The organism is Allohoeflea poritis, from assembly GCF_027889715.1.
Taxonomy (GTDB): domain Bacteria; phylum Pseudomonadota; class Alphaproteobacteria; order Rhizobiales; family Rhizobiaceae; genus Hoeflea_A; species Hoeflea_A poritis.
Genome location: NZ_JAPJZH010000003.1, coordinates 353,504 through 380,419 on the forward strand (window position 1 = coordinate 353,504; position 26,916 = coordinate 380,419).

Sequence of the window (26,916 nt, forward strand, 5' to 3'; positions counted from 1 at the left end):
TTGCTAACGCGGGATCATTGCCATTGCGGCCTTGGTCATGCCGCCGTCCACAACCAGTTCGTGACCGTTGACATAGGAAGCTTCGTCGGACGCCAGCCACATCACCGCGTGAGCGATATCGCGTTCCGTTCCCAGACGCCTCAGCGGCACGCCCTTGCTCCGGCGTTCCGCTACCGACGGATCATCATAAATGCCCGAGGACATGCCGCCGTGGATCATGCCGGGAGCAACGGAATTGATTCGCAGGCCGAGCGGGCCCCATTCCAGTGCCATGATTTCCGTCATCGCAGCCAGTCCCCGCTTGGCCGACGCATAGGCGTTCGTTCCCGGTGAGGTCGCGATACCGCCGGTTGACGTTATGTTGATGATCGACCCCGAACCGCGTTTGATCATGCGTTCCGCGAAAAGCCGCGCCATCGTGAAGGCGCCGGTCAGGTTGATCGAAATCATCCGCGCGAAATCCTCGGTTGACGTGTCCAGAAGCGGCTGGAATTTCACGATGCCGGCATTGTTGACCAGCAGGTCGGGCACACGGTCAAGCGCATCAAGCGCCGCCACGGCGCTGGCTTCGTCCGTGACGTCCCCTTCAAAAAAGTGAGCATCCGGCAATTTTTCGAGGACTTGCGCGGCCCGGTCCCGCGACAGGTCGAAGATGGCAACGTCCCAGCCCAGTTCGTGCGCGCGCAGTGCTGTTTCGGAGCCGAGCCCGCCTCCGCCTCCCGTAATGAATGCCAGTGGCATTGCCTTCCTCCATTGTATACTTTAGTTAGGTTATATAAACACAATTATCGGTCACTGGAAAGAGTACGATGGGTGAAACGGCAGCGCTGGCGCACAGATTGCCCGCTCGAACAGATACGCTGCTGAGCCTGATCGATCACTGGGCAAAGGCTTTCCCGGGCGCGCCTGCGTTGGGTGCGCTCGATTATGCTGCCCTGCGTAACGAGAGCACGCATGACGGTGATACGGCTGCGCTGACGACCGTTGAATCGCACGATCCGCTGGTGGCGGTGCCGAGCACCTTGATCGGCCTTGCAGACGGCGCCGTGGCTTTCTCGGCGCAAACCCCTGCCGGGAATCCGTCGCCAGGCGAACTGCTGTTCCCGGTTCGGCGCGATCTGAAAGAAACGGACTTTGTCCGGATGCCGCAGAACCGGCTGATCGCCATGGCGATGGCGCTGGCGAAGCGGTACGAATTCAGCCGTGATGACCGCATCTATCTCTCCGGTCCATTTGACGATCCCGGAACGTGGCTTGCCCTGGTCGCGGCGATCTACGCCGGAACCCCCATATCGCTTGATCCGGAAGGCGCGACCTTGTTGTGGATTCTCGACGGCTCGGACGCTGTCGTTGATTCGCGCACGCGCGTTCTTCACCTTCGGACAACCTCCGAAACCTTCGCGGATATGCACCGGCGGCATCCGGAACTGACGCTGGTCAACGGTCTCGCGTTGCCGGAGGGTTGCGGCCTGCCGATCTGTTCGGACCCGAGGGACCCGCCGCACACCGTCAGCACGACCCTTGGCCGCCCTCTCGGTGGTACGGAAGTGATGATCGTCGATCCCCGGACCGGAATGGACAGATTGCTCTATGAGGCCGGCGAAGTCTGGCTGAGGGGAAAAGGCCTCATGACGGGCTACGCCAGCGGTTCAAGAGCCTTCGAGGCCGCCAGGTTCCTGCCGACCGGAATTCTCGGTTATCTCGACAGCGAGGGTCGCCTGGTTCTGTCGGATGGGAAATCCGACCTTGATGCGATCCATGATGATGATGATGATGATGCCGATACCGGGTGACGCGCTCATATACCAAGTGCCAGGTTTATGCATACGGACGCCGGCGGATTTGGAGAAATCATAACGCACCGGCCTGGAGCGGCGCGCCGGAGACTCGTACGCCCGCTGTTGCCGGAGCGAATTCCGTCAGATATTGACGGCCCTGCCGAATGCCGCAAGCGCCGCCTCCTTGAGCACCTCGGAGATTGTCGGATGCGGATAGACCACGTCGAAAAGTTCGGCCTCCGTCGCCTCCATCTGCATCGCCGTCACGAAACCCTGGATGATCTCCGTTACTTCCGGTCCGGCAAGATGCGCACCCAGCAGTTCCCCGCTGCCCGCATCGAAAACGACCTTGGCCAAGCCCTGGTCCGCGCCCATTGCGATCGCTTTTCCGTTTGCAAGGAAGGGGAACGTTCCGACGCGGATATCACGGCCGGCATCGACGGCTTGCGCCTCCGTCAGTCCGACACTCGCGACCTGCGGATCGCAATAGGTGCAGCGCGGTATCCGGCCGCGTTCGAGCCCGTGCGCCGCCTGTCCGGCAATGGCCTCGGCGCATGACCTCGCCTGGTGTTCGGCCTTGTGGGCAAGCATCGGTGCGCCGGTGACGTCACCAATGGCCCAGATACCGGGAGCGGTCGTACGGCCGAACTCATCGATCGCCACAACACCATCGCTCAGATCGACGCCAGCCCCTTCAAGTTCGAGCCCTTCGGTGTTGGCGACCACACCGACCGCGCTGATCACCCGCTCAGCCGTGATGGTATCGCCAGCTGCAAGCGTGATGGAAACACCTGATTTGCCGTTTTTGACCGCCTCCGCGGCAACGCCTGTCCGCACGGCGATCCCCCGCTTTTCAAGAGCCTTTCGCATGAATAGCGAAATCTCCGCGTCCTCGGCAGGCAAGATCCGCTCTTCCAGCTCGACAATGGTGACTTCGGCGCCGACCGACGCATAGAAGCTGGCGAATTCGATACCGATTGCGCCCGAACCGACAATGATCAGGCTGTCGGGAATGGCGGCCGGCTTCAGGGCCTCGAAATACGTCCAGATACGCTCGCCGTCCGGCTCCAGTCCGGGCAGCGATCGAGGCCGCGCGCCGGTTGCCAGGACGATGTGATCGGCCGTGTACCGCCCCGCGGGCTTCACCCCTTTCGGCTTTGGCGCCTGCGGTTTCACCGCTGGCTTCTGCATCGCTAAAACCTCTACCTCGCCGGCTCCGACGAGCCTTGCCTCTCCCCAGATGACATCGACCTTGTTCTTGCGCAGCAGCACCGCGACACCGCCCGCCATGCGCTCCGCGACCCCGCGCGACCTTTCGATCATCGCATCGATGTTGGGCGATACCGGCCCCTCAAGGTCGAGCCCGTAGTCGCCGAACCGGCGGCTTTGATCCAGCATGCTGGCTGAATGGAGAAGTGTTTTCGTCGGAATGCAGCCCCAGTTCGAACAGATGCCTCCAAGGTGCTCGCGCTCGACAAGCCCGGTTTTCAGTCCGAGTTGCGCAGCCCTGATCGCCGCGGTGTAGCCGCCCGGCCCGCCGCCAATGACAAGCACGTCGTAATCAGCCATTCTGTTGTCCTCCGGGTTTCGGATTTTGGCTCGAAAACATGTTTATCCGCACGTTTTTCGCGAGTTTGGAAGATTGAGCGGTTTCTGTGTGTGTAAACAAGCACACTTTTTCATACAACAGATAATCGAGAAGGGCGTACCGAATTTCTTTGAAACAAGGGGTTTCCGTTTCCTCATCGAATTGGCGGCTGGCTTCTCTTCTCAACAATGGACAGCATATCGATTATCCTGTATACAATTTAGCTGCAATATCGATACCGAATGATGAACCAGCCAAAGACATTGGGAGAAGACCATGGACCTGGGCCTTAAGGGCAAGAAAGCCATTGTGACGGGCGCCACGAAGGGCATCTGCCGCGCGCTTGTGGAGATATTGGCGGCAGAGGGCTGCGACATCGCCTTCTGCGCACGCAGCCAGGACGATGTGGAGGCGACGGCGGAAGCACTGAAATCCCATGGCACCAGGATCATCGGCGGTACGGCCAATGTGAAAGAGGTTGAGGGCTACCAGAAATGGTTGACCGATGCCGCGGAGGAACTCGGCGGCTGCGACATTTTCGTGCCCGGCGTATCGGCCGGCGGCGGCATGGAGGGTGAAAAATCCTGGTACAAGGCCTTTGAGATCGACCTCATGGGGTGCGTGCGCGGCACCGACGCTCTTTTTCCGGTGCTAAAGGAATCGGGCAACGCCAGCATCGTGTATATCTCGACAACAGCGGCAGTGGAAACGTTCATCGCGCCGATGCCCTACAATGCGATCAAGGCATCGCTCATTACCTATGCGAAGCAGATGTCGCAGGCCCACGCCAAGCGCGGTATGCGGTTCAATGTGGTCTCGCCAGGTCCGATCCTCATAGAAGGCGGAAGCTGGGACCAGATCCGGCAGAGCGACGAGGCATTCTTCAATTCGATCCTCGCCCAACAGCCCGACGGACGCATGGGCGAAGCCGACGAAGTCGCGCGCTGTATCGCCTTCCTCGCATCCGACGCTGCAAGCTGGGTCACCGGAACCAATATGATCGTGGATGGCGGCTTTACGAAGCGCGTGCAGTTCTGAGGCACGGGTGGTTATCCGCTACGACTCACCTTTGAACCTGCTCGTTTCGACCAAGGGGCACCCCTTTGACCGAAACGCCTTCAGCGACATGTTCGATGCGATGCGGGGCATGACCTGGACGCATATCGAACAGCCTGCGACAGCGGCCCTGCTCTCGCCCGAGGGCTGCGCCGACTTCGATGCCATTCTTTTCTATGACGTGCCGGGCCTGCAATTCCGGACGCCGGAGCCCCCGGCATTGTTCGACCCGCCGGAGACGATGAAGGCAGGGTTCACGGCGCTGCTCGATGCCGGCAAACCCATGATCTTCCTCCACCACGCTATGGCGGGCTGGCCGACCTGGGATCCCTATGCCGAGGCGATCGGCGCCCGCTTCTTTTATCAACCCGGAACCTACAAGGATCGCCCCTACCCCGACAGCGGCTACCTGTTCCCGGCGACGTATCGCGCCAAGGTGCTGGCCAAGCACCCCGTCACCTCGGGGCTCGGCGATGGATTTGAGGTCACCGACGAGCTCTATCTTTTCGAGATGCTCGAGACGGGCGACGATCTGATCCCGCTTCTTGCGGCGGAACACCGCTTCACGATGGATGAGTTCTATTCCGCAAAAAACGCGCTTGAGGCCCGCATGTGGACCCGCGATGGCTGGACACACGGTCCCGGCACCAATCTCGTGGCCTGGGCCAAACGTTCCGGAAACGCTCCGACCGTGACCGTCCAGATGGGCAATGACGGCAAGACGTTCGGCAATGAAAATTTCCGGACCCTTGTGAGGAATGCCGTCGACTGGGTTACCAGCGACGAGGCTGCCCGCTGGGCCAGAAACGCCGCATGACCGGCCCGTCTGCGAGGGTTGTTGCGGCCGGCCGGAAAACGTCGGCGCAAACGCTTGCCGATGCCGCACACAAATGGCCCGACGCAACTGCCCTGCTGATCGACGGCACACGGCTCTCCTGGCGCTCGCTTCTTGACGACGCCCGGCTATGGGCGCGCGGACTGATCGCCGCCGGGGTTAAATCCGGTGACCATGTCGGCATTCTCATGCCCAATTGCGTCGACTATGCGCGGCTGTTTTATGCCTGCGGTTTCATCGGCGCGACGGCCCTGACGGTGAATGCGCGGTTCAGGGACGATGAACTCGCCTATGCGATCCGGCACTCCGACATGGACGTGCTTTTCATCGGCGGTCATGCGCTGCCGCATCTTGATTTCCACGCCATGCTCACCCGCATCTATCCCGATCTTGGAGACTGGCGGGCGGGCCGCCTCCACCTGACCGACGCGCCTCGCCTGCGGGCGATCTACGCGCTTGCGTATCCGCACGAGACCGGATGGCACACCGAAGCGGCTTTCCTGGAGGCAGCCGACACCATCGATCCGGCGCTCGTCGAAAGGCTTGGCGATGAAGCATCACCGGACGCGCCAGCCTTGATGATGTATTCATCCGGAACCACGTCGCGGCCCAAGGCATGTCTTATCAGCCATCGCTCACTCGGCATGATTGGCGCGGCCTTTGCCGAGCGTTTTGACCTGTCCTGCGGCGACCGCGTCATGAATCCGCTGCCGTTCTTCCATATGTCCGCAATGCTGCCGATGTCGGCCAGCCGCGCCTCGGGTGCGGCCCTGTTTTCGACAGCGCATTTCGAGCCCGGCGAGGTGCTGCGGCTTATGGACGAGGAACGCGTCACCTTCGGCTATCTCAGCTTCCCCACGCTGGTCAATCAGTTGATCGGCCACACGGACTTCGCCGGGCGCGATTGTTCCGCGCTTCGTTTCCTGCACTGCGTGGGCCCGGCAAAGACCATGGAGAAATACACGCGCGCCTTTCCATCGGCGCAATACATCAATGCCTACGGATTGACCGAAGCGACCGGCGTGCCCTGCTTCACCGATCCGGCAGACCCGCCCGAAGAGGCGTTGAACGTATCGGGCCGGCCCTTTGCCGGCGTCGCCGCGAAGGCGGTCGACCCTGAAACCCTATGCGACCTTGCACCCGGTGAGCGCGGTGAAATCTGGCTATCGGGCTGGCCCGTTTTCGAGGGATATTTCAAGGATGCCGAGGCAACGGATCGTGCCCTGGTCGACGGCTGGCTGCGAACCGGCGATATGGGGCATGTCCGGGCGGACGGATGCATCGTCTACGAGGGGCGCCTGAAGGACATGCTGAAAATCGGCGGCGAGAATGTCGCCGCGCTGGAGATCGAGACCTGGCTTTGCTCCCATCCGTATGTCCGGATCGCCCAGGTCATCGGTGTTCCTGACGACCATCTGGTTGAAGTCGCGGCCGCCTATGTGCAACTGGCCGAAAACGCGCGCATGACACCGCGGGAGTTGGTCGACCACTGCGTCGGCAGGATCGCGCGTTACAAGATCCCGCGCTATGTGCGCTTCGTGGATAGCTGGCCGATGTCGACGACCAAGATACAGAAATTCAAACTCCCGCGAGACTTCTCCCAAAGCGAGAAGATCGAACCCGGAAAACCGGCCGATCAGGCCTGACCCGGCTGCTCCTTCGCTGCCTTTGCGGCGGCGACGATCTCTGCATTTGTCGGGTTGCGGCGCAGCGTAAGCCCGCCATTGACCTGCAGAACCTCGCCGGTCACGAAGCACCCGTCCGTACAAAGCCAGGTAATCCCCTCGGCCGTATCCTCAAGCGTGCCGACCCGGCCCAGAGGATATTCACGCGCAAACGCGCCAACCACCGCAGCATTGCGCGCCGCCCTTGCCGTCATGGGTGAAGCCGTGAAGCCCGGCGCAACGCAGTTGGCGCGGATGCCGCGGGTGCCGAACTCGTTGGCGATGCACCGGATCACATGGTCCATCCCCGCCTTGGTGCCCATATAGGCGGCGTGGTCTTCCATCATGATCGTCGCTGTCGCGCTGGAGACCTGCACGACGCAACCGTCATCGTTCATCACGCGAAGCATCGCCTGAAAGAACTGGTATGGCCCGATGAACTGCAACGCCGTCATGCGCTCAAGCTCCGCCCGCGTGGTGTCGAGAAACGGCGTCAGCAGTCCCCAGCCGGTGGTGTTGACGGCAATGTCGACGCCGCCCATCCACTCAACCGCCTTAGCGGAAAGTGCCGCCAGGTCTTTCTCCCGTGTGATATCGCAAAGCGCTGCGTGCCCACCGATCTCTTCCGACAGCGCTGCAAGCGGCGCTTCATTGCGCCCGGCGACCAGAACCGTGGCGCCCTCCTTTGCGAACCGGCGTGCTGTGACCTGCCCGAGATTACCCTCGCCCGCAGCCCCGAGAATGACGGCGCGTTTTCCTTTCAGTTGCATCGCGGCCTCCTAGAGTTGCGGTTCCGGCCAGCCGTCGCGTATCGGTTTTTGCCCGTCCCAGTTGATCGCCGCCTGCCTGATCTGATCGAATATCGATGCCCGCTCGGCAGTCAGTTCGGTCACTTCGAATATGAAGTCCGTCTGGTCCGGATGCTGGTAATAGACGAAATTTCCGTAGCGCGAACGACCCTCCTGTGCCTTGGTGAATCCATTGGCAAGCGCCTTGCGCATGACCGTGTCATAATTCGCGCTCCACGAAGAATAGTGATGCGGCACAAGGCCAAATCCGTGCCGGTCCGAAAGCTCCGTAAACAACGATGGAGCGGGGCTGTTCTGCCGGATAATCTCGATCTGCATGTCGCCTGAATTCGCCAATGCCGCGTCGATTTTCAACGCGATCGGTGCGCCGTGATAGCTGCATTCCAGAACCGGAATGTCCCAGGCCACGAACCATGGCCCGATCCCGGCCGTCTTGTGCAAAAAATCGAGAGTACGGTCCATGTCGTCGGTCACATATGCGATCTGGCGCACATCGTCGAAAATCCGGCTCATAGGAAACCTCCCGTATACATTAATAGCTTATTAATAATACAATTGGTGGGTTTTCGATAGTCCGTATGTGCGCCTTTTAACGATGGGAGAGTCTGCAAATGGGGATCGAACTGCTGATCCTGTGGACATAACTGGAATATTTCGGGCTGGAAATTGCATTATCCATAATGCTATTGACTATATACGAGAATACGCACCGCATTCAGGTGCAATTGAGGGAAGACTGCCGCATGGTAAAGACAGCTGGAAAAACACATGCTGAATCCGTACGGGTTTCGCTTGAGGGCGACATTTTTTCCGGGCGGCTTCCACCCGGCACATCTCTAGATGAGGAAGCCCTGGCGCGACGCTTTTCGGTTTCCCGGACACCGGTGCGCGAAGCAATGCTGCAGCTGATCCAGTCGGGTCTGGTCGAAAAGAAACCGCGCCACGGTGCAATCGTCACACAAATCGACCTGCCGGACATGATACGTCTCTTCGAAGTCATGTCCGAGCTCGAAGGTATCTGCGCGAAGTTCGCTGCCCGGCGGATGACAACGCAAGAACGTTCGGCGCTGCGCAAATTGCACGAGCAATCGGTCGTTGCCTACGAGGCCGGGGACCATGACAAATACTACACCCTCAGCCGCAAGTTCCACCTCATGGTGATCGAAGGCACGTACAACCAGGAATTGATCGATACGACCAACAGGCTCGGCATCAAACTTGTGCCTTATCGGCGCTTCCAGTTGAACTATCCCGGGCGCAGCGAAAACAATCTGCGTGATCACGAGGCGATCATGGAAGCAATCGTCGCCGGCGATTTCGAATTGGCCGCCGATCTGTTCCGCAAGCATACCAATGTACAAGGTGACGTTCTTGCCGAGTATATCGCCATCGGCGATCACAAGGCGAAACAGCTGAACGCGGCGGGTTGAATCTGCGCATCATCAATGTCGAAGGACAGCAAGGCACCTTGATATCTCGTTGAGCCGATCCGCGGTCAGTCTTCCAGTTGACCGGGATTTTCCAGCAGCCGCTTGAGCGTTGCCAGGAATTGCGCCGCCAGCACCCCATCGATCGCACGATGATCCGCCGATAGCGTCACCGAAATAACAGTGGCAAATCCGATACCTCCGTTTGGATCCTCGATCGCCTCGCGCCGCGGGCCGCCAACAGCCAGAATGGCGCCTTGCGGTGCATTGATGATCGCATCGAATTCGCGCACACCGTACATGCCCAGATTGGACACCGTGAAAGTGCCACCCTTCAGTTCGGGCGCCTCAAGCTGGCGCGAGCGTGCGCGGGCCGCGAGATCGGCCGACATGACGGCGATGTCCTGAAGCGTCCGGTTTCCGGCATCGCGCAGGACCGGCGTGATCAGCCCGCCTTGCACAGCAACCGCGATGCAAATGTCCGCGGCTTCGAATACGGTCACACCGTTGTCGGAGACGTGGACGTTCACCTCGGGATGCTCCTTGAGCGCCAGTGCCGTTGCCCGAATCAGCAGATCGTTGACCGAGACTTTCGATGCATCGCCGGAGGCGTTGATGCGCTGACGGAGATCCTTGAGAGCGTCGATCCGGATGTCGACGATCGTGTAGAAATGCGGCACCGTCTGTTTCGAGGCGACGAGTGCGGTCGCAATCGATTTTCGCATGCCGGTAAAAGGCTGCTCCACGCCGGCCCGCAGCCGGGATGCCCTGCGTGCGGATCGACGTTCTGTTTTCACCGGACGGGACCAAAGGCCCGCCGCAATGGCCGCCTCTTCAGCATCGCCCAGGGAAATCCGGCCCCTTCGCCCGGTGCCGGAAAGTCCGGCCAGGGACAATCGCACTTCATTGGCAAATTTTCGCGCGTTGGGGCTTGCATTGACGGTCTCGTTTTCCGCCCGGATTTCCTCCGCCGATTTCGACGGACCCGTGCCGCGGGCAACATCGTCGTGCAACACCTTGCCGCCGTGTCCGGTGCCCTTGATCGTCGTAATGTCGATCCCGGCCTGTTCGGCGGCTCTGCGGGCCAGCGGCGACGCCTTCACGTCCGGCGCGACGGGCGTCGCCGCTGCGGTGCCTTGGGAGGCGTTTTCTTGCGGTGCCTCATCGGAGGGTTCGAAACCCGCATCGACCGGTTCAAACGCGGAAATGAAGCCGTCAATCTCTGCGTCGTCGACGGATGGATCGGCGAGCACCGCGATAAGGGTGCCGACCGGAGCGACCTCGCCCTCCGGCACGATAATCCGGCGCAACGTCCCCGGAACCTCGACCTCCATGCTGTTGACGATCTTGTCCGTTTCGATGTCGACGAGTTCCGCACCTTTCTCGGCATTGTCGCCCTCGGCAAGATGCCATGCCGTTACCGTGCCTTCGTACATTTCAAGCCCCCACTTGGGGAGCGTGACCGGGGTAATCTTTGTCATGCTACTCGTTTTCCAGGACGGATCGGATGGCAGCTTCGATGTTTGCCGGGCCCGGCACATACATGCGCTCCAGTTCGCGGGCGAAAGGAACCGGCGTGTGCGGCGCCGTGACTTTTTGAACCGGCGCCATCAGATCGTGGTAGCCCTCGGACGCCGCCAGCCCGGCAATTTCGGAGGCGATCGAACAGATCGGGTTCGATTCGTCGACCACGACCAGACGCCCGGTCTGGGACAGGCTCTCAAGGATCGTCTCCTCGTCGATGGGCGATGTCGTGCGCATATCAATGAGATCGCAGGTAATGCCTTCCTCGGCGAGCTTGTCGACGGCCTTGGCCGCGAATTGCACCATGCGCGCAATGGCGACCACAGTCACATCCCGCCCCTCGCGCAGCAGCGCGGCCTCGCCGAACGGTACAACGATATCGCCGTCCGGCACGGGACCTTTGCGGGCGTAGAGTGCCTTGTGTTCGAAAAAGACGACCGGATCGTCGTCCCGGATCGCCTGCTTCAACATACCCTTCGCATCTGCCGGCGACGAGGGCACACACACTTTGAGGCCCGGCACCGACGACAGGATCGGGTAGATGGTCTGGCTGTGCTGCGCGGCGGCGTTCATGCCGGCTCCCATGGCCATGCGAAGCACCACCGGTGTCTTGGCCTTGCCGCCGAACATGTACCGAAACTTGGCCATCTGGTTAAAGATCTGGTCGAACGATACGCCAACGAAGTCGGCGAACATCAGCTCGGCCACCGGGCGCATGCCGGCCAGGGCGGCTCCGTTCGCAAGCCCGACGATGGCGCTTTCAGAGATCGGCGTGTCGATCACGCGGTCTTCGCCAAATTGCGGCAACAGGCCCTTGGTCACACCGAAAATCCCGCCTGCCGCATCGCGCTTGCCGGACGTGCCGCCGGCACCGCCCGATACGTCCTCACCCATGACGATAACACTGTCGTCCCGCTCCATCTCCTCCTTGAGAGCCGCGTTCAGCGCATCGCGCATTGTCATTTCACCCATGTCGAAATTCCTCAGTATTCGATATAGACATCAGACATCATGATGTCCGCGCCCGGCGCCGGCCCGGTGCGCGCACTTTCGACACAGTCATCGATGAGCGAAAGCACCTCGGCATCGATTTCATCCAGTTCGCCGGAACTGAGTATCCCCGCTTCGGTCACCTTCTCGCGGACTTGCTTCAACGCATCGACGGTTTCGCGAAAATTCGCCACTTCATCCTTGTGGCGATAGTGCTGCGGATCGCCCTCGAAATGGCCGAAATAGCGGGTCGCGGTCGCAAGGACCGCGCTCGGTCCCTCGCCAGCCCGGCAATGGGCGACAGCTTTTTCCGCCGCTTCGTATACGGAAAAATAGTCAAATCCGTCCGCTTCCCAGACGGGAATGCCAAAGCCCTCGGTTCTGGTTTTGAGATCTCCGCCGATGCCGTAGGAAGATCCCGTGTGCTCGGAATAGCCATTGTCCTCGAGCACGAAAAGCTTTGGCAGCTTCAGCACCACCGCCATGTTCATCGCCTCGAATACCGTGCCCTGATTGGACGCGCCATCGCCGGTGAAGCTCACCGAGATCGAACCGTCGCCCCGCGCCTTGCAGGCGACCGCGGCGCCGACGGCAATCGGCTGGCCCGCACCCACAATCCCGTTTGCGCCGAGCATGCCCTTGGTGAGATCAGCGATATGCATGGAGCCGCCGCGCCCCTTGCACAGCCCGTCGGCACGCCCGTAAATCTCGTGCATCATGCCTTTAGGGTCGCATCCGCGCGCCAGGCAATGACCGTGTCCGCGGTGGGTCGATATGATGTAGTCGTGCTCTCGGAGGTTTTCGCAAACCCCCACCGCGATTGCTTCCTGACCTGAATAAAGATGGGTGAACCCGGCGATCTCTCCCTTGGGGTTTTCGATATGCAGCCGCTCTTCAAATTCCCTGATCAACCGCATCTGCCGGTAGGAACGGCGTATCTGGTCAGGATTCTGTTGCATGGGCTTTCCCTTTGTGCCCGCGCCGGGCCAAACTTTTTTCGCTCATCGCGTGATTTTCAATACTAATCTCAGGTTTTATTGTATATGTAAAGACATGTTTTTGTATTCACAGACCGGTAGGAGAGTGGCCAGATGGATTTCCAACTGACCGATGACCAGAAGAGCCTGCAGGCTGCCGCAAGCCGTTTCGCAAAGGAACAATTGGGCGACCTTGCCCGGGAACTGGAGGAAAAATCCACGCCGGTTCCGCACGATTGGCTCAAACGGTTTGCAGAAATGGGTTTCCTGGGCATCAACGTTTCACGGGAGTATGGCGGGCTCGGTCTCGGCAACCTGGAAGCGCTGCTGGTCGTCGAGGAATTCGCCAAGATCAGCTCGGCGGTCGCGTTCCCGATATTCGAATCCTGCGTCGGACCGGTCCGCGCCATCGAGCATTTTGCCCCCGAAAGCCTTCGCAGGCGGGTCATTCCACGCATGTGCTCCGGAGATATCGTTGTGGCCGTGTCCATGTCCGAGCCCGATGCGGGTTCGGCGCTGACCGACCTTCGCACCAATGCCCGCATTGACGGCGACAAGGTCATTTTGAACGGAACCAAGCGTTGGTGCTCGGGCGGCGGCCACGCGGATGGCTATGTTGTCTATTGCCGCTTTGACGCGGTACCGGGCGCCAAGGGAATCGGAGCGGTTTACGTCGAAAAGGACAATCCCGGCCTCAGTTTCGGCCCGCAGGAAGAGCTTATGGGCTTTCGGGGCGTGCCGTCATCCGACCTGTATTTTGACAATGTCGAACTTCCCCTGGACGCGGTCATTGTGCCGGGCGGCGGGTTCAAGAAACTCATGGAAGCGTTCGACCTGGAACGGTGCGGCAATGCGACCATGTCGCTCGGCCAGGCCTCCGGCGCGCTGGAGGACGTGCTGGGCTACGTCCAGGAGCGCAAGCAGTTCGGTCGACCCATCGTCGAGTTCCAGGCCGTTCAAATCAAGCTCGCGGAGATGAAGCTGCGGGTCGAGGCGGCCCGCTTGCTCATTCACCGTGCGGCAAAGAACGCCGAGGACGGCATGCCATCAATCCTCGACAGTTCGCTCGCCAAGTGCTTTGCAAACGAGATCAGCCGCGAGGTGACGGGCGCGGCTGTCCAGCTCATGGGCGGCTATGGTTATTCGAAGGAATATCCGATGGAACGCCGGCTGCGCGACAGCTGGGGCTGGGGAATTGCGGGCGGTGCGATCGATATCCAGAAAATCAACATCGCTTCGGCCATGGTCGGGCGGCGGTTCAACCAGCGGGCGGGATAGCGGCATTGGCGGCGGCACGTCAGAAGAACTTCGAGGACGCCTGTTCGACCATGCAGGTGCCCTTGAAGGGTGTTTTTTTCACATCCATCGGGTCGCAGGAGATCATGCTTGCCCGTGACAGCGCCGGCGATATTGTCGCATTTTCCGGCTTTTGCACCCACAGCATGGGCAAGCTCGAGGGCGGTCGTGTGGAGGGGAATGAAATCACCTGCCCGCACCACGGCGCCCGGTTCGACATTCGGACCGGAAAGGCGAAGAACGCTTGTCCCAACCTGCCCAGGTTCGAGGTGAAGATCGACGGACGGCGGGTTCTCGTGCGGCCCAGCTAAAGCGAGCCGAGGAAGTCATCCAGCATCTCGGCGAAGACATCATTGCGGTCGCCGACAATCATGTGGCCCGCGCCGGTCACGTCGCGGAACGCGGCATGCGGTGCAAGCTCGAGAAAATGAGAGACGCTTTCGTCGTTGACGAGTTCGCTGTTCGAGCCGCGTACCAGGAGGATCGGCACCTGAATGGCCGCCAGCGCGGACTCAAGTGACTTGACGGTGTCTTCCTGCAGGCGAGAAGAGCGCCGTCCGATGATGAAAGCCGGATCCCAGTGCCAGGCAAGACGCCCGTCCGGCCGGGGGCGCAGGTACCGGGCAAGGCTTTCGGCATTCGATTGCCGCCCCTTTCGTTCCGGAAGATAGTCGGAGATCGCCTTTGCCGCCTCTTCGTAACTTTCGAACCCGTCCTCCAGATGACGACCCATGAAACCAAGGACTTTGTCGACACCGTCCTGATCGAGCTTCGGCGTTATGTCGACCAGCACGAGGGCCCTGATTGCGCCGGCCGCAAACCGTCCTGCGGTCAACAGGCCGGCATTGCCGCCCAGCGAAGCCCCGACGAGCACAGGTGGCGTGGAAAAGCTCGCGGCAACCGCCGCAAGGTCCAGCCCGTAGCGCTCCAAAGTGTAGTTCCGTGCCTTGTCCCAGTCGCTTTCTCCATGACCGCGCAAGTCAAGCGCCAGCGCATGCCATCCCGCCTTACCGAGGCGCTGCGCCACGCGGCTCCAGGCATACCGTGTCTGACCGCCGCCATGGGCAAGCAGAACACCCGCCTTTTCAGCATCGCCATAGGCCTCGCCAAGCAGACGCACCCCGTCATCCATGGAAAACGCCATCCGCCGTGGCGTGGCATCGGACTGGCTGTGCTTCATGCGTATCGCGGATCCTTCATCGCCCAGCAAATGCCCCGCCGCAGCAGTTCGCGAAAGTCGGGATGCGGCCAAGACCCGCGTTCGACAAACGGATAATCTTCCGTGATCGGACGCATATCGTAGCGCCCGCGCGTGTGCCCAAGCGTCAAGTAAAGAACCATTCCCTTGCCCACCTTGCGCAGATACATGACCTGATGGTCCGTTTCCGGCCAGTCCGATACCTCGAACAACGGGGTCGGACCTTCAAATCGCGTCGTCAAGAGGACCTCGTTGCCGGGCAGATGGTGTTGCAGATATTGCTCGTCCGAGACCCGAAACGGCCCGATCCCGTCGATGAGCGGGTGGCCACTGCCCGTCGGCTCGACCTTGAAGGTTCCCGGCGCGGGATGGGCAGCAAACTGGCTCCCCAGCATGTCGAGCATCGCCTGGGGCAAAGGCGGACAGACAACGGCCTTGTCCGCCTCGACGATCATTCGGCTGTTGGTGCCGTGCAGGGCGAACCAGCGCCCACCTTTGTCGAAAAAGTCCCCGAGCGCCGCCAGCGCGGTGTCGTCCGGGACAACGTCGCATGTATAGGACAGGATCATCGCCGCATTGCGAATGTCGTCGGCCTCATAGGTTTCGCGAACGGTCACGCGCAGCCGGTCATGTTCGGCAAGGAACGTCAGAAGCTCCAGGCGTGCATGGTCCATGTCGTGCCATCGCCCGCCGACTATGAGCAGAACCGCGATGCGCTTGCTCATGCCGTCCGCCTGTAGACGAGATCGGTGGAAGTAAACGAAAAGACGACCTCTCCGTCCTGGTTTTCCACCCAGTGGTCCAGAACGGCAAGTCCGACGCCGGGCCGGCTTTCGGACGGCCGCTTGGACGTCAGCTTCGAACGGGCGACAAGCGTGTCCCTGGCGCGCACCGCGCGCCGCCAGCGCACATGGTCCCATTGGACGCCGCAGACCCAGTCGATGTCGCCATTGACCTCGTGATCCATGATCCGCCAGAGCGCGGCCGTGTAGATACCGCTGGCGACCAGTTCACCGAAGAGCGAGTCCCTTGCCGCCACCGGGTCGTTGTGGAAGAACTGCGGATCATAGCGATCCGCGAAGGCGATCATGTCGGCTTGCGTCACCGTGCGTGGCGAGGAACACGTTTCCTCGCCGATTTCCAGTTCTTCCCATTTTTTCAGGCGGCGGGAATCAGTCGTCACCGATGTAATCCATCAAAACCTTGTGGAAGTGCCGGATGCGAAGTTCCTGGTCGCCCAGCCACAGGCCGTCGAAGGCTTCCGAATGCATCCCTCTTTGAACGCCCGGCAGATTTGCCGCGTCCTGGTCGATAACAAGGCCCATACTGCGCTCGCCATGTTTGAACCGTTCGTTGCGGGGCTTGCGGGGCCGCTCTTCATCCTTCTTCAGGAGTTTGAACATCTGGACGTCGAAATACATCTTGTCCGGATCGGTTTCGTGCGGCCGCTGGCGGAACAGCATCAGATCATCGGCATGGATGTTCATCGTGATGTTCGGAAAGATCATGTAGTGATAATCGTCCGTTAGCTGCTCGTCATTCAGGTCCGAATAGTCGAGCCCCATTTCCGGCCCATGGTTCCGCTTGAACTTCTGGAGCGCCTCCCGCACCTCGCTGACCCGTCCGTCGAAATCCGCAGGATCCATACCCGCGTCCTTCATTGCATTCTTGATCAGATGCGGGATTTCCGTGGTCTCGTTGACCCGGTGCGAGATCGTCGAGAACGGAATGAGATAGCGGTTGTGCCGCTCGTAAGTATCGATCTGGATATGCTTGTCCTCGATGAAATAGAGGAGCTCGGGGTGAATGCCCTGTACGTGATAGCTTTCGTTGAACGCGTCCACACTGGTTTTCCAGTTGCAGTCCCATTCGGCGGTCCAGTCGGTCACTTTCACCATGCGATCGAAATGATAGGGGCCGAGATGTTCATCCAGCGGGTCCAGAAATGCCAGGAGCGGCTCCGCCTCGGGGTCGAGGTTAAAAAAGACGAACCCGTTCCATTCTTCGACACGAACCTCGGTCAGCCCGCCGCAGGGCGGTGCGCCCTGGGGAAACGTCTCAAGGTCGGGAATGTTCTCGAATTCGCCCGAAATCCTGTATTCCCAATGATGGTAGTTGCACCGGAAGCTGGTGGCGTTGCCCTGCCCCATCATGATCCGGTTTCCGCGGTGCTGGCAAACATTGTAGAACCCGCGGGCCCTGCCGTCCGCCTGCCGGGTGAGAATGATCTCTTCCCTGCCGATCGACGTGACGATGTAATCTCCCGTTTCCTCGATATCCTCCGAGGCGCACCCCCAAAGCCAGACCTTCGACCACAAACGCTCCCATTCCCGCGCCATGAACGACGGCGACGTATACCGCTCCTTGGGGATCATCATTGTCCCGAAATCGGGATCGTCGGTCTTGTCGATCGGTGTCTTGGTAAAATCACCCGGCTTGATGCGGCTCACTGCCATATCGATCATCCTCAGAATTGGACACCCTTGGTAAATCCGCCATCAACCAGAAGGTGGGTTCCGACGCACCAGCTTGCCGCCGGGCTTGCCAGGAAGACCGCGGAGCGCGCAATTTCCTCGGCCTCGGCCATGCGTCTGGTCGGTTGCTTGCGGATCGCCGCGCTATATGTGCGTGAACGCGCCACCTGGATCATTTCCCAGTTCGATCCCGGGAACATGGTCGGGCCGGGCGAAAGACAGTTCACCCTGATACCCTTGGGCAGATAGAACTCGGCCAGTTGCTTGGACCAGGTAACCAGCGCGGCCTTGATCGCATTGTAGGCCATCGGGGCGACAAAAGTCTCGCTGGCGGCCATTGTGGCGATGATCAGTATGGAGGCGTTCTCGCTTTCCTTGAGCGCCGGATACGCTTCTTCGACGGCGCGCGTCGCGCTCATCAGGTCGATCTCGAAATTGCGGTACCAGTATCGCTCCTCGTTGGTGCCTCCACCTGCGGAAAGATTGGCAATCAGAATGTCCAGCCCTGCAAATTCTTCAACCGTGTCGCGCACCCATCCGCGTACGGCATCGCCTTCACGCCCCTGCAGCGCCCGTCCCATGGCGCGTACGCCCTTGCTTTCGAATTCCGCGATGGCGGTGTCGATGTTCTCCTGGCCCCTTGCGCAGATCGACACGTGGCAGCCCTCCTCGGCCAGCAGCGATGCAATCGAACGGCCAATCCCGCGTGAGCCGCCCGAAACAGCCGCTTTGAGACCCTTCAGGCCCAGCTCCATCGATTTGCTCCTCACAAATTGTGCGCACAGGGTTCACACATTCCGGTGAATTGTCCACGCCTCACGACCATCTTTACTTGTATATCGTGGATATTGTATTGTATATAAAAAAAGACGTATACGCATAAATAAGCACCGCTCCGGGTGCGTTGCGGATCATTGGGAGTATCGAGGTGGACGACAGGTCTTATCAGTCTGCGGCTTCGGCCGACGAGGCGGACGGGAGCGCCGAAGGTGTGCTTTCGGGGATCAAGGTTCTGGACCTCTCACGGGTTGTCGCCGGGCCGCTCGCCGGCCAGACCTTGGCAGATCTGGGCGCCGATGTGATCAAGATCGAACGGGTCGGAGATGGCGACGATCTCAGAACACTGGGGCCGCCCTGGGTCACGTCTCCAACGACCGACCTGGAACAGTCGACCTATTTCCAGACAGTCAATCGCGGCAAGCATTCTCTGACCCTGGACTTTTCCCAGCCGGAAGGCGCGGAAATCCTCAGGGAACTGGCCAAGGAAGCGGATGTCCTCATCGAGAATTTCCGAACCGGGACCCTGGATCGTTACGGGTTGGGCTACGGTGACCTGAAGGCCATCAACCCCGGGCTCATTTTTTGCTCGATCACCGGCTTCGGACAAAGCGGACCCTATGCGGACCGGTCCGGCTATGACTATCTGGTGCAGGCGATGGGAGGTCAAATGGCGGTGACCGGACTGCCCGAGGGGATGACCGGCGCCGGCCCGATGCGGGTCGGCGTTCCGATCGCCGATATCACGGCCGGCAACAATGCGGTCATCGGCATTCTGTCCGCCCTGCTGCATCGTGAAAAATCCGGAACCGGCCAGCACATCGATATCGCTCTGCTGGATTCGCAGGTCGCCCTCCTTCTGAATTCCCTTTCCGCCTGGTTGAACGCTCGCGCTCCCCTGCCGCGCACCGGCAATGATCATCCGACGGCGGTTCCCAACGGCGTCTTCGCGGTAAAGGACGGCCATATCCTGATCGCCACCTTCAATGACCGGGAATTTGCGAGACTGGCCGAGGTGCTGGAGCACCCGGAATGGGCGACGGATCCGAAATATGCGCGTTCCCGGGATCGGCTCGCGAACCGGAGGGAGTTGACCCGCGACATGACGGAGGCATTGTCGCACCACGACAAGCAGCATTGGATGAACGCGATCAACAACGCCAAGGTCTCGTGCGGACCGATAAACGACATGGGCGACATCGAGCGTGATGAACAGCTGTTCGAGCGGGGCATGTTCGTGACCCTTGAGCACCCGGTCATGGGTGAGGTGCGCGTGGTGGGAAGCCCGCTCAAGTTTTCCGACACACCGGTGATCTATCCCAAGGCTCCACCGCTTGCCGGCGAAGATACAGAAACCATTCTCAAGGAACGCCTGACCCTGACCGATCAGGACATCCAGGGCCTGCGTGCAAAGAAAGTCGTCTGAGGCGGCGCTGTGGCAGAAGCGATAAACGATCCGCAGGCCAGGTTCCTGGCGCAGCTCTCACAGGGCCGCTTCATGCTGCAACGCGACCCGCTATCGGATCGCGCGGTGTTTCCGCCGCGGCTGCGCGCACCCGGTCACGGCGGAACGCTGACCGACTTTTTCCCGGTATCCGGGCGCGGCATTGTGTATTCGGTGACCGTTCAACCGAAGAGGCCTCCGGATCCGGACAGGGTCATTGTTCTTGTCGACCTTGAAGAAGGTGCGCGGATGCTGTCGCACATGCCCAATGCCGATCCGGAGAATGTCGCGATCGGCGACAAGGTCATCGCCCGCATCGTGACGGAAGGCGAGACGCCGATGGTCGTCTTCGATCCCGCACCGTGAGTTGGCAGGACGCCTTTCCGCGCGGCCGCACGGCGGTCGTGGGCGCCGCCACCTATGGATTGGGCGAATGCCCCGGAGTCTCGTCGCTCGAGATGGCAGCCGAGGCGGGCTACCGCGCCCTTGACGATGCGGGGCTCTCCATCGCGGATGTCGACGGGCTGTTCGTGGCGCTGCCGGACGACTATCTCGGCGGGCTCGCCATGGCGGAATATTTCGGCATCCAGCCGGCCATTGTCGACAACAACCGCCCCGGCGGCTCGGCCTTCCTTTGCCACGCCATCCATGCGGCCCTGGCGCTGGATGTCGGCCTGATCGACGTCGCGCTGGTCACATACGGATCGAACCAGCGTACGGGAGCCGGAAAACTGGTCGCGGCGCTGACGGCCTCGCCCTACGAAGCGCCCCATGGAGCGCGGATGCCGGTCGGCGGATATGCCCTGGCGGCCGCGCGTCACATGCACGATTTCGGTACGACGCGCGAACAGCTCGCCCATGTGGCGCTGGCCGCACGCGAATGGGCGAAACTCAATCCGGAGGCATTCCGCCGGGAAAGCGCAACGCTGGACGCGTTTCTGTCGGCCCGCATCGTCTCCTCACCGCTTTCCGTATCGGACTGCTGCCTTGTCACCGATGGCGCCGCGGCCATTGTCATGACGCGAATGGACAAGGCCCGATCCTGCCGGGCACCGGTGCCACTGCTCGGCGGCGCGGCGACGGTGACACACAAGGAAATTGCGGCAATGCCGGACCTGACGACCACTGGCGCGGCCATTTCCGGCCCACGGGCCATGGCCTGCGCGCGGATTTCCCCGAGCGATGTCGATCTGGTCGCGCTTTACGACGCCTTCACGATCAACACGATCCTGTTTCTGGAGGACCTCGGTTTTTGCCCCAAGGGTGAAGGCGGACGCTTTGTGGAATCGGGCGCCATTGCCCCCGGCGGTGCCCTGCCCGTCAATACCAATGGCGGCGGGCTGTCATGCAATCATCCCGGCATGTACGGGCTCTTCACCATGGTCGAGGCCGTTCGCCAACTGCGCGGCGACGCGGGCGACCGGCAAGTTTCAGGCGCCGAGATCGCGGTAAGCCATGGCAATGGCGGCTTGCTGTCGAGCCAGGCGACGCTGGTTTTCGGGACCGAGGCGACCCTTTGAAACGCGTTTTGAAAGGAAGACACCATGAACGATGACATACTGAAACGGCTCGACCGGCTGGAGAGCCGCAATGCAATCATGGAGATTATCGCGAAGTACTGCAAAGCCTGCGACGACCGCGACATGCCGCTTCTCAGTTCAATCTTTGCCGAGGATGCCGAGGTCCGCTCTCTGGACGGCATGATGGTCGGCAAGGGACGCGACGAAATCATGCAAATGTACCGCGTGCGCTTTGCGGTGCTCGATATCTCCGTTCACTGGACCCACGACACGATTATCACGTTCGACGAATCCGATCCGGACCGTGCGACCGGTGAGGTGTTTTGCCATGCCGAAACGCATCGCAACGGCGAAACGCTTGTCGGCAGCCTTCGCTACGACGACGAATATCGGCGTGTTGACGGCGTGTGGCAATTCTCCAGCCGCGTCTTGAAGTTCCTCTATTATGTCCCGGTCGAGGAATATAGCGAGGCGCTCGGCTCGAAGCTGCGCATGCGGGCCTATGGTGACCATCGCCCTTCGGATTATCCCGAGAGCTTCGATAGCTATAACAACTGGGAACAGCACTTCACCGGCTGATCCGGCATTCGCTACGCGCTGTCCTCCGGCACATCGGCCGGCAGCACCTTGGCCTCGGAATAGACGAGGTAAGCGGCTGTCGAAGCGCCGACACCGTCCAGGTGACGCAGGATCGGACCCTCCGGCGACGACAGCTCGTCGAAATTTTGCGCCAGGGGCAACTCGGCGAATATGAACCACTCCGGACCGGCCGCGTCACCGGGTTCAGGCGGCTCGTTTGCGGTCTCTTCCGCATGGCAGGGAACCACCGCGCCGATCACCTCGACGGCCGCGGAAATCTTCTCAACCGGGATGGGATCGGTTGCGCCGTCAGGCCGGCTCAACAGGACGATGATCCGCCTTTGCGACAGTTCGGGCGGGCCATCCACAAGACGGGACCAATTGCCGATGCGCCCGCCGACAAAGCGGTTTTCATCCTCGCGAAGTTCATCGAGGCGCACCCAGGATTCGATGGTGTTGCGCAGCGCGCCCGGGTCGCGAAAGGCAATCTCCGCGATGCCGTGAACATCGCGGACCTGCCCGGGGGCGCACCATAATTGTCGCATCACGTGGTTCTGCACATACCAGACGAGGCCCGGCAGATCGCGGGCAATTGCCGCATGCGGACCCGACCAATGGGCATGGAAATGGGAAAGGGGCATGTCTGCCCTTGGCATGATAAGCGTCACCCGCTTGTTTGCCGGTTCCTTTGGCAAAGCTTGTCCTCCGCTCGATTTGCCGACGATTTGCGCGGCAGCAACGCAATAGCCGGCCGCCGCCGTTTCCGGGCGGCTTCAGGCCGTGGTTGCCGGAAGGGTCTGCCGTGCGGCCCAGTCTTCCAACGATGTCAATGAGACCGGAAGCGCATCCAGAACCGGCCCCATATCAACAAAGAACGGGCGATCCTTTTCGTCGTTGTACCACCGGTACTTCAGGGCCATCTCGCGAGCCAGGACGTCCCGGTCCAGTGTCGCGCTTGACCGAAACACGTCGGCCATGATCTCGCCGCAGGTCTCCAGGGGCATGGATTTGAATGTCAGCGGCCTTCCCCAGACTTGACCGAGACGGCGGGCAAGGTCCGGGCCGCGAATGGCCTCCGGCCCGCCGACGGGAAATATGCGGCCGGCAAGCTGCGGCCTTTCCGCGGCCGCGACCATGAGCCTTGCAAGGTCGTCGTGACAAATCCAGCAGACATCGAGGGTTTCCCGATGGGGATAGTAAATCATGTTCTCGCGCGCGATCTGCGGCCAGGCCCAGGCCTTGAGCAGATTGTCGAGATAGACCACGGGCTGGATGACAATTGCCGGGACACCCGTCGCGAATATACGCCTGCGCATCTCGAGCCGCGCATCCTGTGCGGCGATTCCCATTTCATGGCCGGGTACCGGCATGCTGGTATTGAAGACGAGTATTTTCACCGTGTCCGACGCGGCGGCCGCCTTCGCGATCACCTCGGCGGCTTCGATTAAAGGGGCGGCTTCCTGAAAGGAAGTCGAGGGCAGGTTCAGCAAGACCGCGTCCGCCCCGTCCATCGCTGCCCGCAGACTTTCATGCCGACCATAATCCGCCGCGACCCGTTCGACGCTGTCCGGCAGGTCCGCCGCCTCCGGGCGTCGGGAGATGGCGACGGCCTGGTGCCCCAGTTCGATCAGGCTGCGCACTTGCGCGATGCCCTGGTCACCGGTCGCGGAATAGACTGCGACCCTCATGAGCCTTCACCGCAGGGTCTCACGCGCTTTATTCGCTCGACCGCAACAGGGCTCATATCATCAGGCCCGGCAGGAACAGGACAATTGCCGGTACGGCAATGATCAGCAGCAGCACGACAATATCCGCCGCAATGAAATATGTTGTGCCTCTGAATATCTGCCCAAGGGTTATCCCTCGACCGACAATCCCGTTCAGCACAAAAACATTCAAGCCGATCGGTGGCGTTATCATCCCCACTTCAAGCAGCTTGGCGAGGAAAATACCGAACCACAGCTCGTTCACGCCGAGGGAGGCGGCGACCGGCAACACGATCGGCAAGGTGATGATCATCGCGCCGGTCGGCTCCAGAAACATGCCCAGGATAATGTAGACCACCACAACTCCGGCGAGGAAAAGATAGGTGGAGGAGCCCACCGAGGCGATCACATCCGAGATGTAGGCATCGACACCGCTGAGCGCGACGAAACGGGCCAGCAGATTTGCCCCGATGACGATAAAAAGAAGTGCCGACGTCGTCGTAAAGGCCTCGGTTATGGAAACCCGGAAGCTGTTCCAGGTCAGACGGCGTTGCGCGGCGGCTATGAGCGCGCAGAGCGACGCGCCCACCGCGCCCGCCTCGGTCGGGGTGAACAGGCCGGCGAACAGCCCGCCGAAAACAAGAACCGCCAGCAGCAGCACCGGAGACACCTTGCGCAGCGAGCGGAACCGTTCGGCCAAAGTGAATTTATCGTCCGAGCGCGGCGCGACCCCGGGTTTGGCGCTGGCCCACAGGATGACCAGCACGACATAGGCCAGCGCCGACAACAGCCCCACCCCTGCGCCTCCGATGAAAAGCTGGTTGATGGGAACCTCGGCGATGACGCCATAAAGGATCAGCAGAATGCTCGGGGGAATGAGCGCCCCGATCGTTCCGGCCGCGGCAACGGTGCCGGTGGCAAGCCTCGGGTCGTAACCGTGGCGCAGCATTTCCGGCACCGCGATGCGCCCCATGGCGGCGGCCGTCGCGACCGACGAGCCAGTCACCGCGGCAAATCCGGAGGCACCGAATATGCTCGCAACCGCGAGCCCCCCGGGCAATCGCGAAAGCCAGACCCGCGCTGCGGCAAACAGCCCCGCCGTTATCCCCGTATGGTAAGCCAGATAACCCATCAGCAGGAACATCGGGACCGAACTCAATTCCCAGCTTGCGGCGAAGTTGAAAGGAATGATCTTCAACGCTCCGAGGGCCGGACGCCATCCGAACATTGCGTATATTCCGACAAACGGCACAGTAAACAGAGCAATGGCGATGGGCACTCGAAGCCCGATCATGATCAGCAGAACGACGATTCCTGCCAACCCGATTTCAACTTCGCTCATTCATTTACTCCGCTATTGGCACCCAGGATACCGAGGATGTTCTTCCCTTCCCTCAGAACATTGCTTCTGATGGTGTAGGCAACAAATTTGAACAGGAACAAGAGTGTCAGGATCCCATAACCGATCGGAGCGGCAAACCTGATTGGCCATGTCAGAACTTTCATGCCCCGCTCCATCTTGAATGCACCGATATGGAACTTGTCCACGGCCTCCAGCCAGGTTGCGTATGTCAGCAAGGCGCATACCGTGAAGCACAGCAGAAAGGTCCAGCCGAAAATATGCGTTTGTCCGCGCTGCGGAAGGAATTGTGTCAGCACATCTGCCGAAACGTGGTTTTCCAGTCGCTCCACGAAGGCAAGCGGCAGGAAAGTAACGAGCGGCATGTAGTAGTTGGAGACGATGATCAGTGTCCCCGGCAGCGGCCGGTTGAACAGGATGTCCAGGACAACATCCAGCGTGACGTGAAGCATCATCAGCACCACCGCGCAGGCGGCGAGGAAACCAAGGGCAAGGATGACCCTGTCAATGATATTCAGAACCGGTTTCATGGTAGGTATTCATCTCCCCAGCCATTGATCGATGCAGGTCAACGCACCCATCGAGGCGGCTGCGCCTATGATCGGCGGTCAATGCCGTTTGATTTGTCCCGGTCGACCGGGTCGACCTCTTTTACCAGTTTTCCAGGGCTGCAGGAGAGGGATGCCCCGGGGAGAAGAACGGGGCACCCGATGTCTTTACTCAATCGATTCCGTAACTGGAGACATCGACCTTGGAATGCACTTCGTCGATATAGAGATTGGCGAAGGCATCGACATCCATTTCGTCGATCTGGTTGGTGAGGCCTTTCCACTTCTCGATCAGCTCGGATATCAGCGCGATTTTCTCGTCAACGCCGTCGATGCCGTATTGGTCGACAAATTGATTGCGCACGACGGCGGTGTCCTGCTTTGCGAACTCGCCGATCTTCGCACGGTCCTCGGCCGAGGTGTTGAATACGGTCTTGCCTGCGTCCTTGAATGTCTTGAGGCTGGACGCATTGAGGTTCTTGACCGTAACCCAGCTGCTTGCGGATGTCTTGGCAGCCGCATTCAGAACTGCACGCCGCTGCTCGTCCGTCATGCCCTTCCACGTATCGCGGTTCATGTTGGCTATGCCGATTCCCGAGAACATGTTGCCGGGCAACAGATGGCTGTAGAAATCCGCGACTTCCATCAGTCGCAGACCGGTCAGGGTTTCCGGAGGCACCGTGGAACAATCCACATTTCCTGTGTTGAGAGCGTCGTAGATCTCATTGCCGGAGAGCGATACCTGAGTGCCGCCGAAATATTCGACGAACCGCGAGACATCGGCCGCGCCGGTGCGCACCTTTTTGCCCGCTATGTCTTCGATGGTTTCAACCGGCTTGTTGCATACCAGGCCGTAATCCACCGCCACACCGCCGCTGAGGAAAACCGTGTTGAACCCCTCGAGCTGCTTCAGGCAATCGGGGCAGTTCAGCATGACATATTCCATCGACGCGCCAAGCATTGCCGGGCCGGGCCACTTGGCCTCCGAACCGGTCGATGCCAGCCACGAAAGACTCGCCGGGAGGTTCAGCTCCGAGAACTCGGCCGGGAAATAGGGGAAGAGAGAAAAGCCGAAATCGGCCAACCCGTCCCGGATCCCGCCAGGTATCTCATTCAGTCCGAGCAAAGACAGCGCATAGACCTTGACGTCCACGTCGCTGGTGCGTGCAAGCTCCTCAGAGAAAAACACCGCGTTGTCGTAATTGTAGCTGCTTTCCGGCAGGCCGACCGCATAACGCAACTCCTGCGCACTCGCCGTTGTGCCGCCGATTGCGCCGAGAACCACTCCCGCCAGGATCGACCTCTTCAGATGCGATGCTAACCCGATTTTACGCGTTGATTTCATGTCTTCCTCCTTAGACTTTCT

The 26,916-nt window shown here is 60.6% G+C and carries 28 protein-coding genes; 11 read left to right on the top strand and 17 right to left on the bottom strand.

What is annotated here, in order from left to right; all coding sequences use genetic code 11:
* Positions 1-3 precede the first annotated feature (3 nt).
* Positions 4-741, bottom strand: a complete 738-nt coding sequence (locus OOZ53_RS07010; protein ID WP_271088658.1) for an SDR family NAD(P)-dependent oxidoreductase — start codon at positions 739-741, stop codon at positions 4-6.
* Between the two features lie 68 nt (positions 742-809).
* Here OOZ53_RS07010 and OOZ53_RS07015 point away from each other — a divergent pair, with 68 nt between their 5' ends.
* Positions 810-1,793, top strand: coding sequence for an AMP-binding protein (locus OOZ53_RS07015; RefSeq protein ID WP_271088659.1), 984 nt, complete (start codon positions 810-812; stop codon positions 1,791-1,793).
* 126 nt (positions 1,794-1,919) lie between these two features.
* Here the strand turns inward: OOZ53_RS07015 and lpdA are convergent, their stop codons facing one another.
* Entirely contained in the window at positions 1,920-3,347 is a 1,428-nt protein-coding gene (lpdA, locus tag OOZ53_RS07020) for a dihydrolipoyl dehydrogenase (protein ID WP_271088660.1), read from the bottom strand.
* Between the two features lie 295 nt (positions 3,348-3,642).
* On the opposite strand from lpdA, the gene OOZ53_RS07025 reads away from it, so the two are divergent.
* From OOZ53_RS07025 to OOZ53_RS07035, 3 genes are read left to right on the top strand one after another with little or no spacing between them, the layout of a single operon-like run.
* A complete protein-coding gene (locus OOZ53_RS07025) occupies positions 3,643-4,404 on the top strand; it encodes an SDR family NAD(P)-dependent oxidoreductase (protein ID WP_271088661.1) in 762 nt (253 codons plus the stop codon).
* A 7-nt stretch (positions 4,405-4,411) separates the two neighbouring features.
* Positions 4,412-5,239, top strand: coding sequence for a ThuA domain-containing protein (locus OOZ53_RS07030; protein WP_271088662.1), 828 nt, complete (start codon positions 4,412-4,414; stop codon positions 5,237-5,239).
* Complete coding sequence (locus OOZ53_RS07035; protein ID WP_271088663.1) at positions 5,236-6,903, top strand: class I adenylate-forming enzyme family protein; 1,668 nt, start codon at positions 5,236-5,238, stop codon at positions 6,901-6,903. Before OOZ53_RS07030 ends, OOZ53_RS07035 begins: the two co-directional genes overlap by 4 nt.
* Here the strand turns inward: OOZ53_RS07035 and OOZ53_RS07040 are convergent.
* Together OOZ53_RS07040 and OOZ53_RS07045 are read right to left on the bottom strand one after the other, a co-directional pair.
* Entirely contained in the window at positions 6,894-7,691 is a 798-nt protein-coding gene (locus OOZ53_RS07040; protein WP_271088665.1) for an SDR family oxidoreductase, read from the bottom strand. The two genes, OOZ53_RS07035 and OOZ53_RS07040, sit on opposite strands and share 10 nt — an antisense overlap.
* A 9-nt stretch (positions 7,692-7,700) precedes the next feature.
* On the bottom strand, positions 7,701-8,243 hold the full coding sequence (locus OOZ53_RS07045) for a VOC family protein (RefSeq protein ID WP_271088666.1): 543 nt from the start codon (positions 8,241-8,243) through the stop codon (positions 7,701-7,703).
* A gap of 230 nt (positions 8,244-8,473) precedes the next feature.
* Here OOZ53_RS07045 and OOZ53_RS07050 point away from each other — a divergent pair, with 230 nt between their 5' ends.
* Complete coding sequence (locus OOZ53_RS07050; protein WP_271088667.1) at positions 8,474-9,160, top strand: GntR family transcriptional regulator; 687 nt, start codon at positions 8,474-8,476, stop codon at positions 9,158-9,160.
* A gap of 65 nt (positions 9,161-9,225) precedes the next feature.
* Here OOZ53_RS07050 and OOZ53_RS07055 read toward each other — a convergent pair whose 3' ends face one another.
* Genes OOZ53_RS07055 through OOZ53_RS07065 form a run of 3 tightly spaced genes read right to left on the bottom strand, consistent with a single transcriptional unit; the run spans position 9,226 to position 12,630 of the window.
* On the bottom strand, positions 9,226-10,638 hold the full coding sequence (locus OOZ53_RS07055) for a 2-oxo acid dehydrogenase subunit E2 (protein ID WP_271088668.1): 1,413 nt from the start codon (positions 10,636-10,638) through the stop codon (positions 9,226-9,228).
* A gap of 1 nt (position 10,639) precedes the next feature.
* Positions 10,640-11,653, bottom strand: a complete 1,014-nt coding sequence (locus OOZ53_RS07060; RefSeq protein ID WP_271088669.1) for an alpha-ketoacid dehydrogenase subunit beta — start codon at positions 11,651-11,653, stop codon at positions 10,640-10,642.
* Positions 11,654-11,664: 11 nt separating this feature from the next.
* On the bottom strand, positions 11,665-12,630 hold the full coding sequence (locus OOZ53_RS07065) for a thiamine pyrophosphate-dependent dehydrogenase E1 component subunit alpha (protein WP_271088670.1): 966 nt from the start codon (positions 12,628-12,630) through the stop codon (positions 11,665-11,667).
* Positions 12,631-12,762: 132 nt separating this feature from the next.
* Here OOZ53_RS07065 and OOZ53_RS07070 point away from each other — a divergent pair, with 132 nt between their 5' ends.
* On the top strand, positions 12,763-13,926 hold the full coding sequence (locus OOZ53_RS07070; RefSeq protein WP_271088671.1) for an acyl-CoA dehydrogenase family protein: 1,164 nt from the start codon (positions 12,763-12,765) through the stop codon (positions 13,924-13,926).
* Between the two features lie 5 nt (positions 13,927-13,931).
* Entirely contained in the window at positions 13,932-14,255 is a 324-nt protein-coding gene (locus tag OOZ53_RS07075; RefSeq protein WP_271088672.1) for a Rieske (2Fe-2S) protein, read from the top strand.
* Here the strand turns inward: OOZ53_RS07075 and OOZ53_RS07080 are convergent.
* Genes OOZ53_RS07080 through OOZ53_RS07100 form a run of 5 tightly spaced genes read right to left on the bottom strand, consistent with a single transcriptional unit; the run spans position 14,252 to position 18,371 of the window.
* Positions 14,252-15,124, bottom strand: coding sequence for an alpha/beta fold hydrolase (locus OOZ53_RS07080; protein ID WP_271088673.1), 873 nt, complete (start codon positions 15,122-15,124; stop codon positions 14,252-14,254). The two genes, OOZ53_RS07075 and OOZ53_RS07080, sit on opposite strands and share 4 nt — an antisense overlap.
* Positions 15,121-15,867 (bottom strand): ThuA domain-containing protein, encoded by a 747-nt coding sequence (locus OOZ53_RS07085; RefSeq protein ID WP_271088674.1) that lies wholly within the window; start codon positions 15,865-15,867, stop codon positions 15,121-15,123. Before OOZ53_RS07085 ends, OOZ53_RS07080 begins: the two co-directional genes overlap by 4 nt.
* Positions 15,864-16,325: a MaoC/PaaZ C-terminal domain-containing protein gene (locus OOZ53_RS07090; RefSeq protein ID WP_271088675.1), complete on the bottom strand. Its 462-nt coding sequence runs from the start codon at positions 16,323-16,325 to the stop codon at positions 15,864-15,866. Before OOZ53_RS07090 ends, OOZ53_RS07085 begins: the two co-directional genes overlap by 4 nt.
* Complete coding sequence (locus OOZ53_RS07095; RefSeq protein WP_271088676.1) at positions 16,315-17,598, bottom strand: aromatic ring-hydroxylating oxygenase subunit alpha; 1,284 nt, start codon at positions 17,596-17,598, stop codon at positions 16,315-16,317. Before OOZ53_RS07095 ends, OOZ53_RS07090 begins: the two co-directional genes overlap by 11 nt.
* Before the next feature lie 11 nt (positions 17,599-17,609).
* Positions 17,610-18,371 carry an SDR family NAD(P)-dependent oxidoreductase gene (locus OOZ53_RS07100; protein ID WP_271088677.1) on the bottom strand — a complete coding sequence of 254 codons (762 nt, stop codon included), beginning with the start codon at positions 18,369-18,371 and terminating at the stop codon, positions 17,610-17,612.
* Between the two features lie 173 nt (positions 18,372-18,544).
* Here OOZ53_RS07100 and OOZ53_RS07105 point away from each other — a divergent pair, with 173 nt between their 5' ends.
* From OOZ53_RS07105 to OOZ53_RS07120, 4 genes are read left to right on the top strand one after another with little or no spacing between them, the layout of a single operon-like run.
* The gene (locus OOZ53_RS07105) at positions 18,545-19,819 is read left to right on the top strand and encodes a CaiB/BaiF CoA transferase family protein (protein WP_271088678.1); all 1,275 of its coding nucleotides are present in this window, start codon (positions 18,545-18,547) and stop codon (positions 19,817-19,819) included.
* A gap of 9 nt (positions 19,820-19,828) precedes the next feature.
* Complete coding sequence (locus OOZ53_RS07110; protein WP_271088679.1) at positions 19,829-20,203, top strand: Zn-ribbon domain-containing OB-fold protein; 375 nt, start codon at positions 19,829-19,831, stop codon at positions 20,201-20,203.
* Entirely contained in the window at positions 20,200-21,357 is a 1,158-nt protein-coding gene (locus OOZ53_RS07115) for an acetyl-CoA acetyltransferase (protein ID WP_271088680.1), read from the top strand. The genes OOZ53_RS07110 and OOZ53_RS07115 overlap by 4 nt, the downstream gene beginning before the upstream one ends.
* Positions 21,358-21,381: 24 nt before the next feature.
* Positions 21,382-21,936, top strand: a complete 555-nt coding sequence (locus OOZ53_RS07120) for a nuclear transport factor 2 family protein (protein WP_271088681.1) — start codon at positions 21,382-21,384, stop codon at positions 21,934-21,936.
* An 11-nt stretch (positions 21,937-21,947) separates the two neighbouring features.
* On the opposite strand, the gene OOZ53_RS07125 is transcribed toward OOZ53_RS07120, so the two are convergent.
* The 5 genes from OOZ53_RS07125 to OOZ53_RS07145 all read right to left on the bottom strand — a co-directional run bounded on the left by OOZ53_RS07125 (position 21,948) and on the right by OOZ53_RS07145 (position 26,895).
* Positions 21,948-22,631: an EthD domain-containing protein gene (locus OOZ53_RS07125; RefSeq protein ID WP_271088683.1), complete on the bottom strand. Its 684-nt coding sequence runs from the start codon at positions 22,629-22,631 to the stop codon at positions 21,948-21,950.
* A 78-nt stretch (positions 22,632-22,709) separates the two neighbouring features.
* Complete coding sequence (locus OOZ53_RS07130) at positions 22,710-23,624, bottom strand: SDR family oxidoreductase (protein ID WP_271088684.1); 915 nt, start codon at positions 23,622-23,624, stop codon at positions 22,710-22,712.
* 52 nt (positions 23,625-23,676) lie between these two features.
* The gene (locus tag OOZ53_RS07135; protein ID WP_271088685.1) at positions 23,677-24,984 is read right to left on the bottom strand and encodes a TRAP transporter large permease; all 1,308 of its coding nucleotides are present in this window, start codon (positions 24,982-24,984) and stop codon (positions 23,677-23,679) included.
* Positions 24,981-25,532 carry a TRAP transporter small permease subunit gene (locus tag OOZ53_RS07140; RefSeq protein WP_271088686.1) on the bottom strand — a complete coding sequence of 184 codons (552 nt, stop codon included), beginning with the start codon at positions 25,530-25,532 and terminating at the stop codon, positions 24,981-24,983. The genes OOZ53_RS07135 and OOZ53_RS07140 overlap by 4 nt, the downstream gene beginning before the upstream one ends.
* A gap of 190 nt (positions 25,533-25,722) precedes the next feature.
* The gene (locus OOZ53_RS07145; protein ID WP_271088687.1) at positions 25,723-26,895 is read right to left on the bottom strand and encodes a C4-dicarboxylate TRAP transporter substrate-binding protein; all 1,173 of its coding nucleotides are present in this window, start codon (positions 26,893-26,895) and stop codon (positions 25,723-25,725) included.
* Between the last annotated feature and the right edge of the window lie 21 nt (positions 26,896-26,916).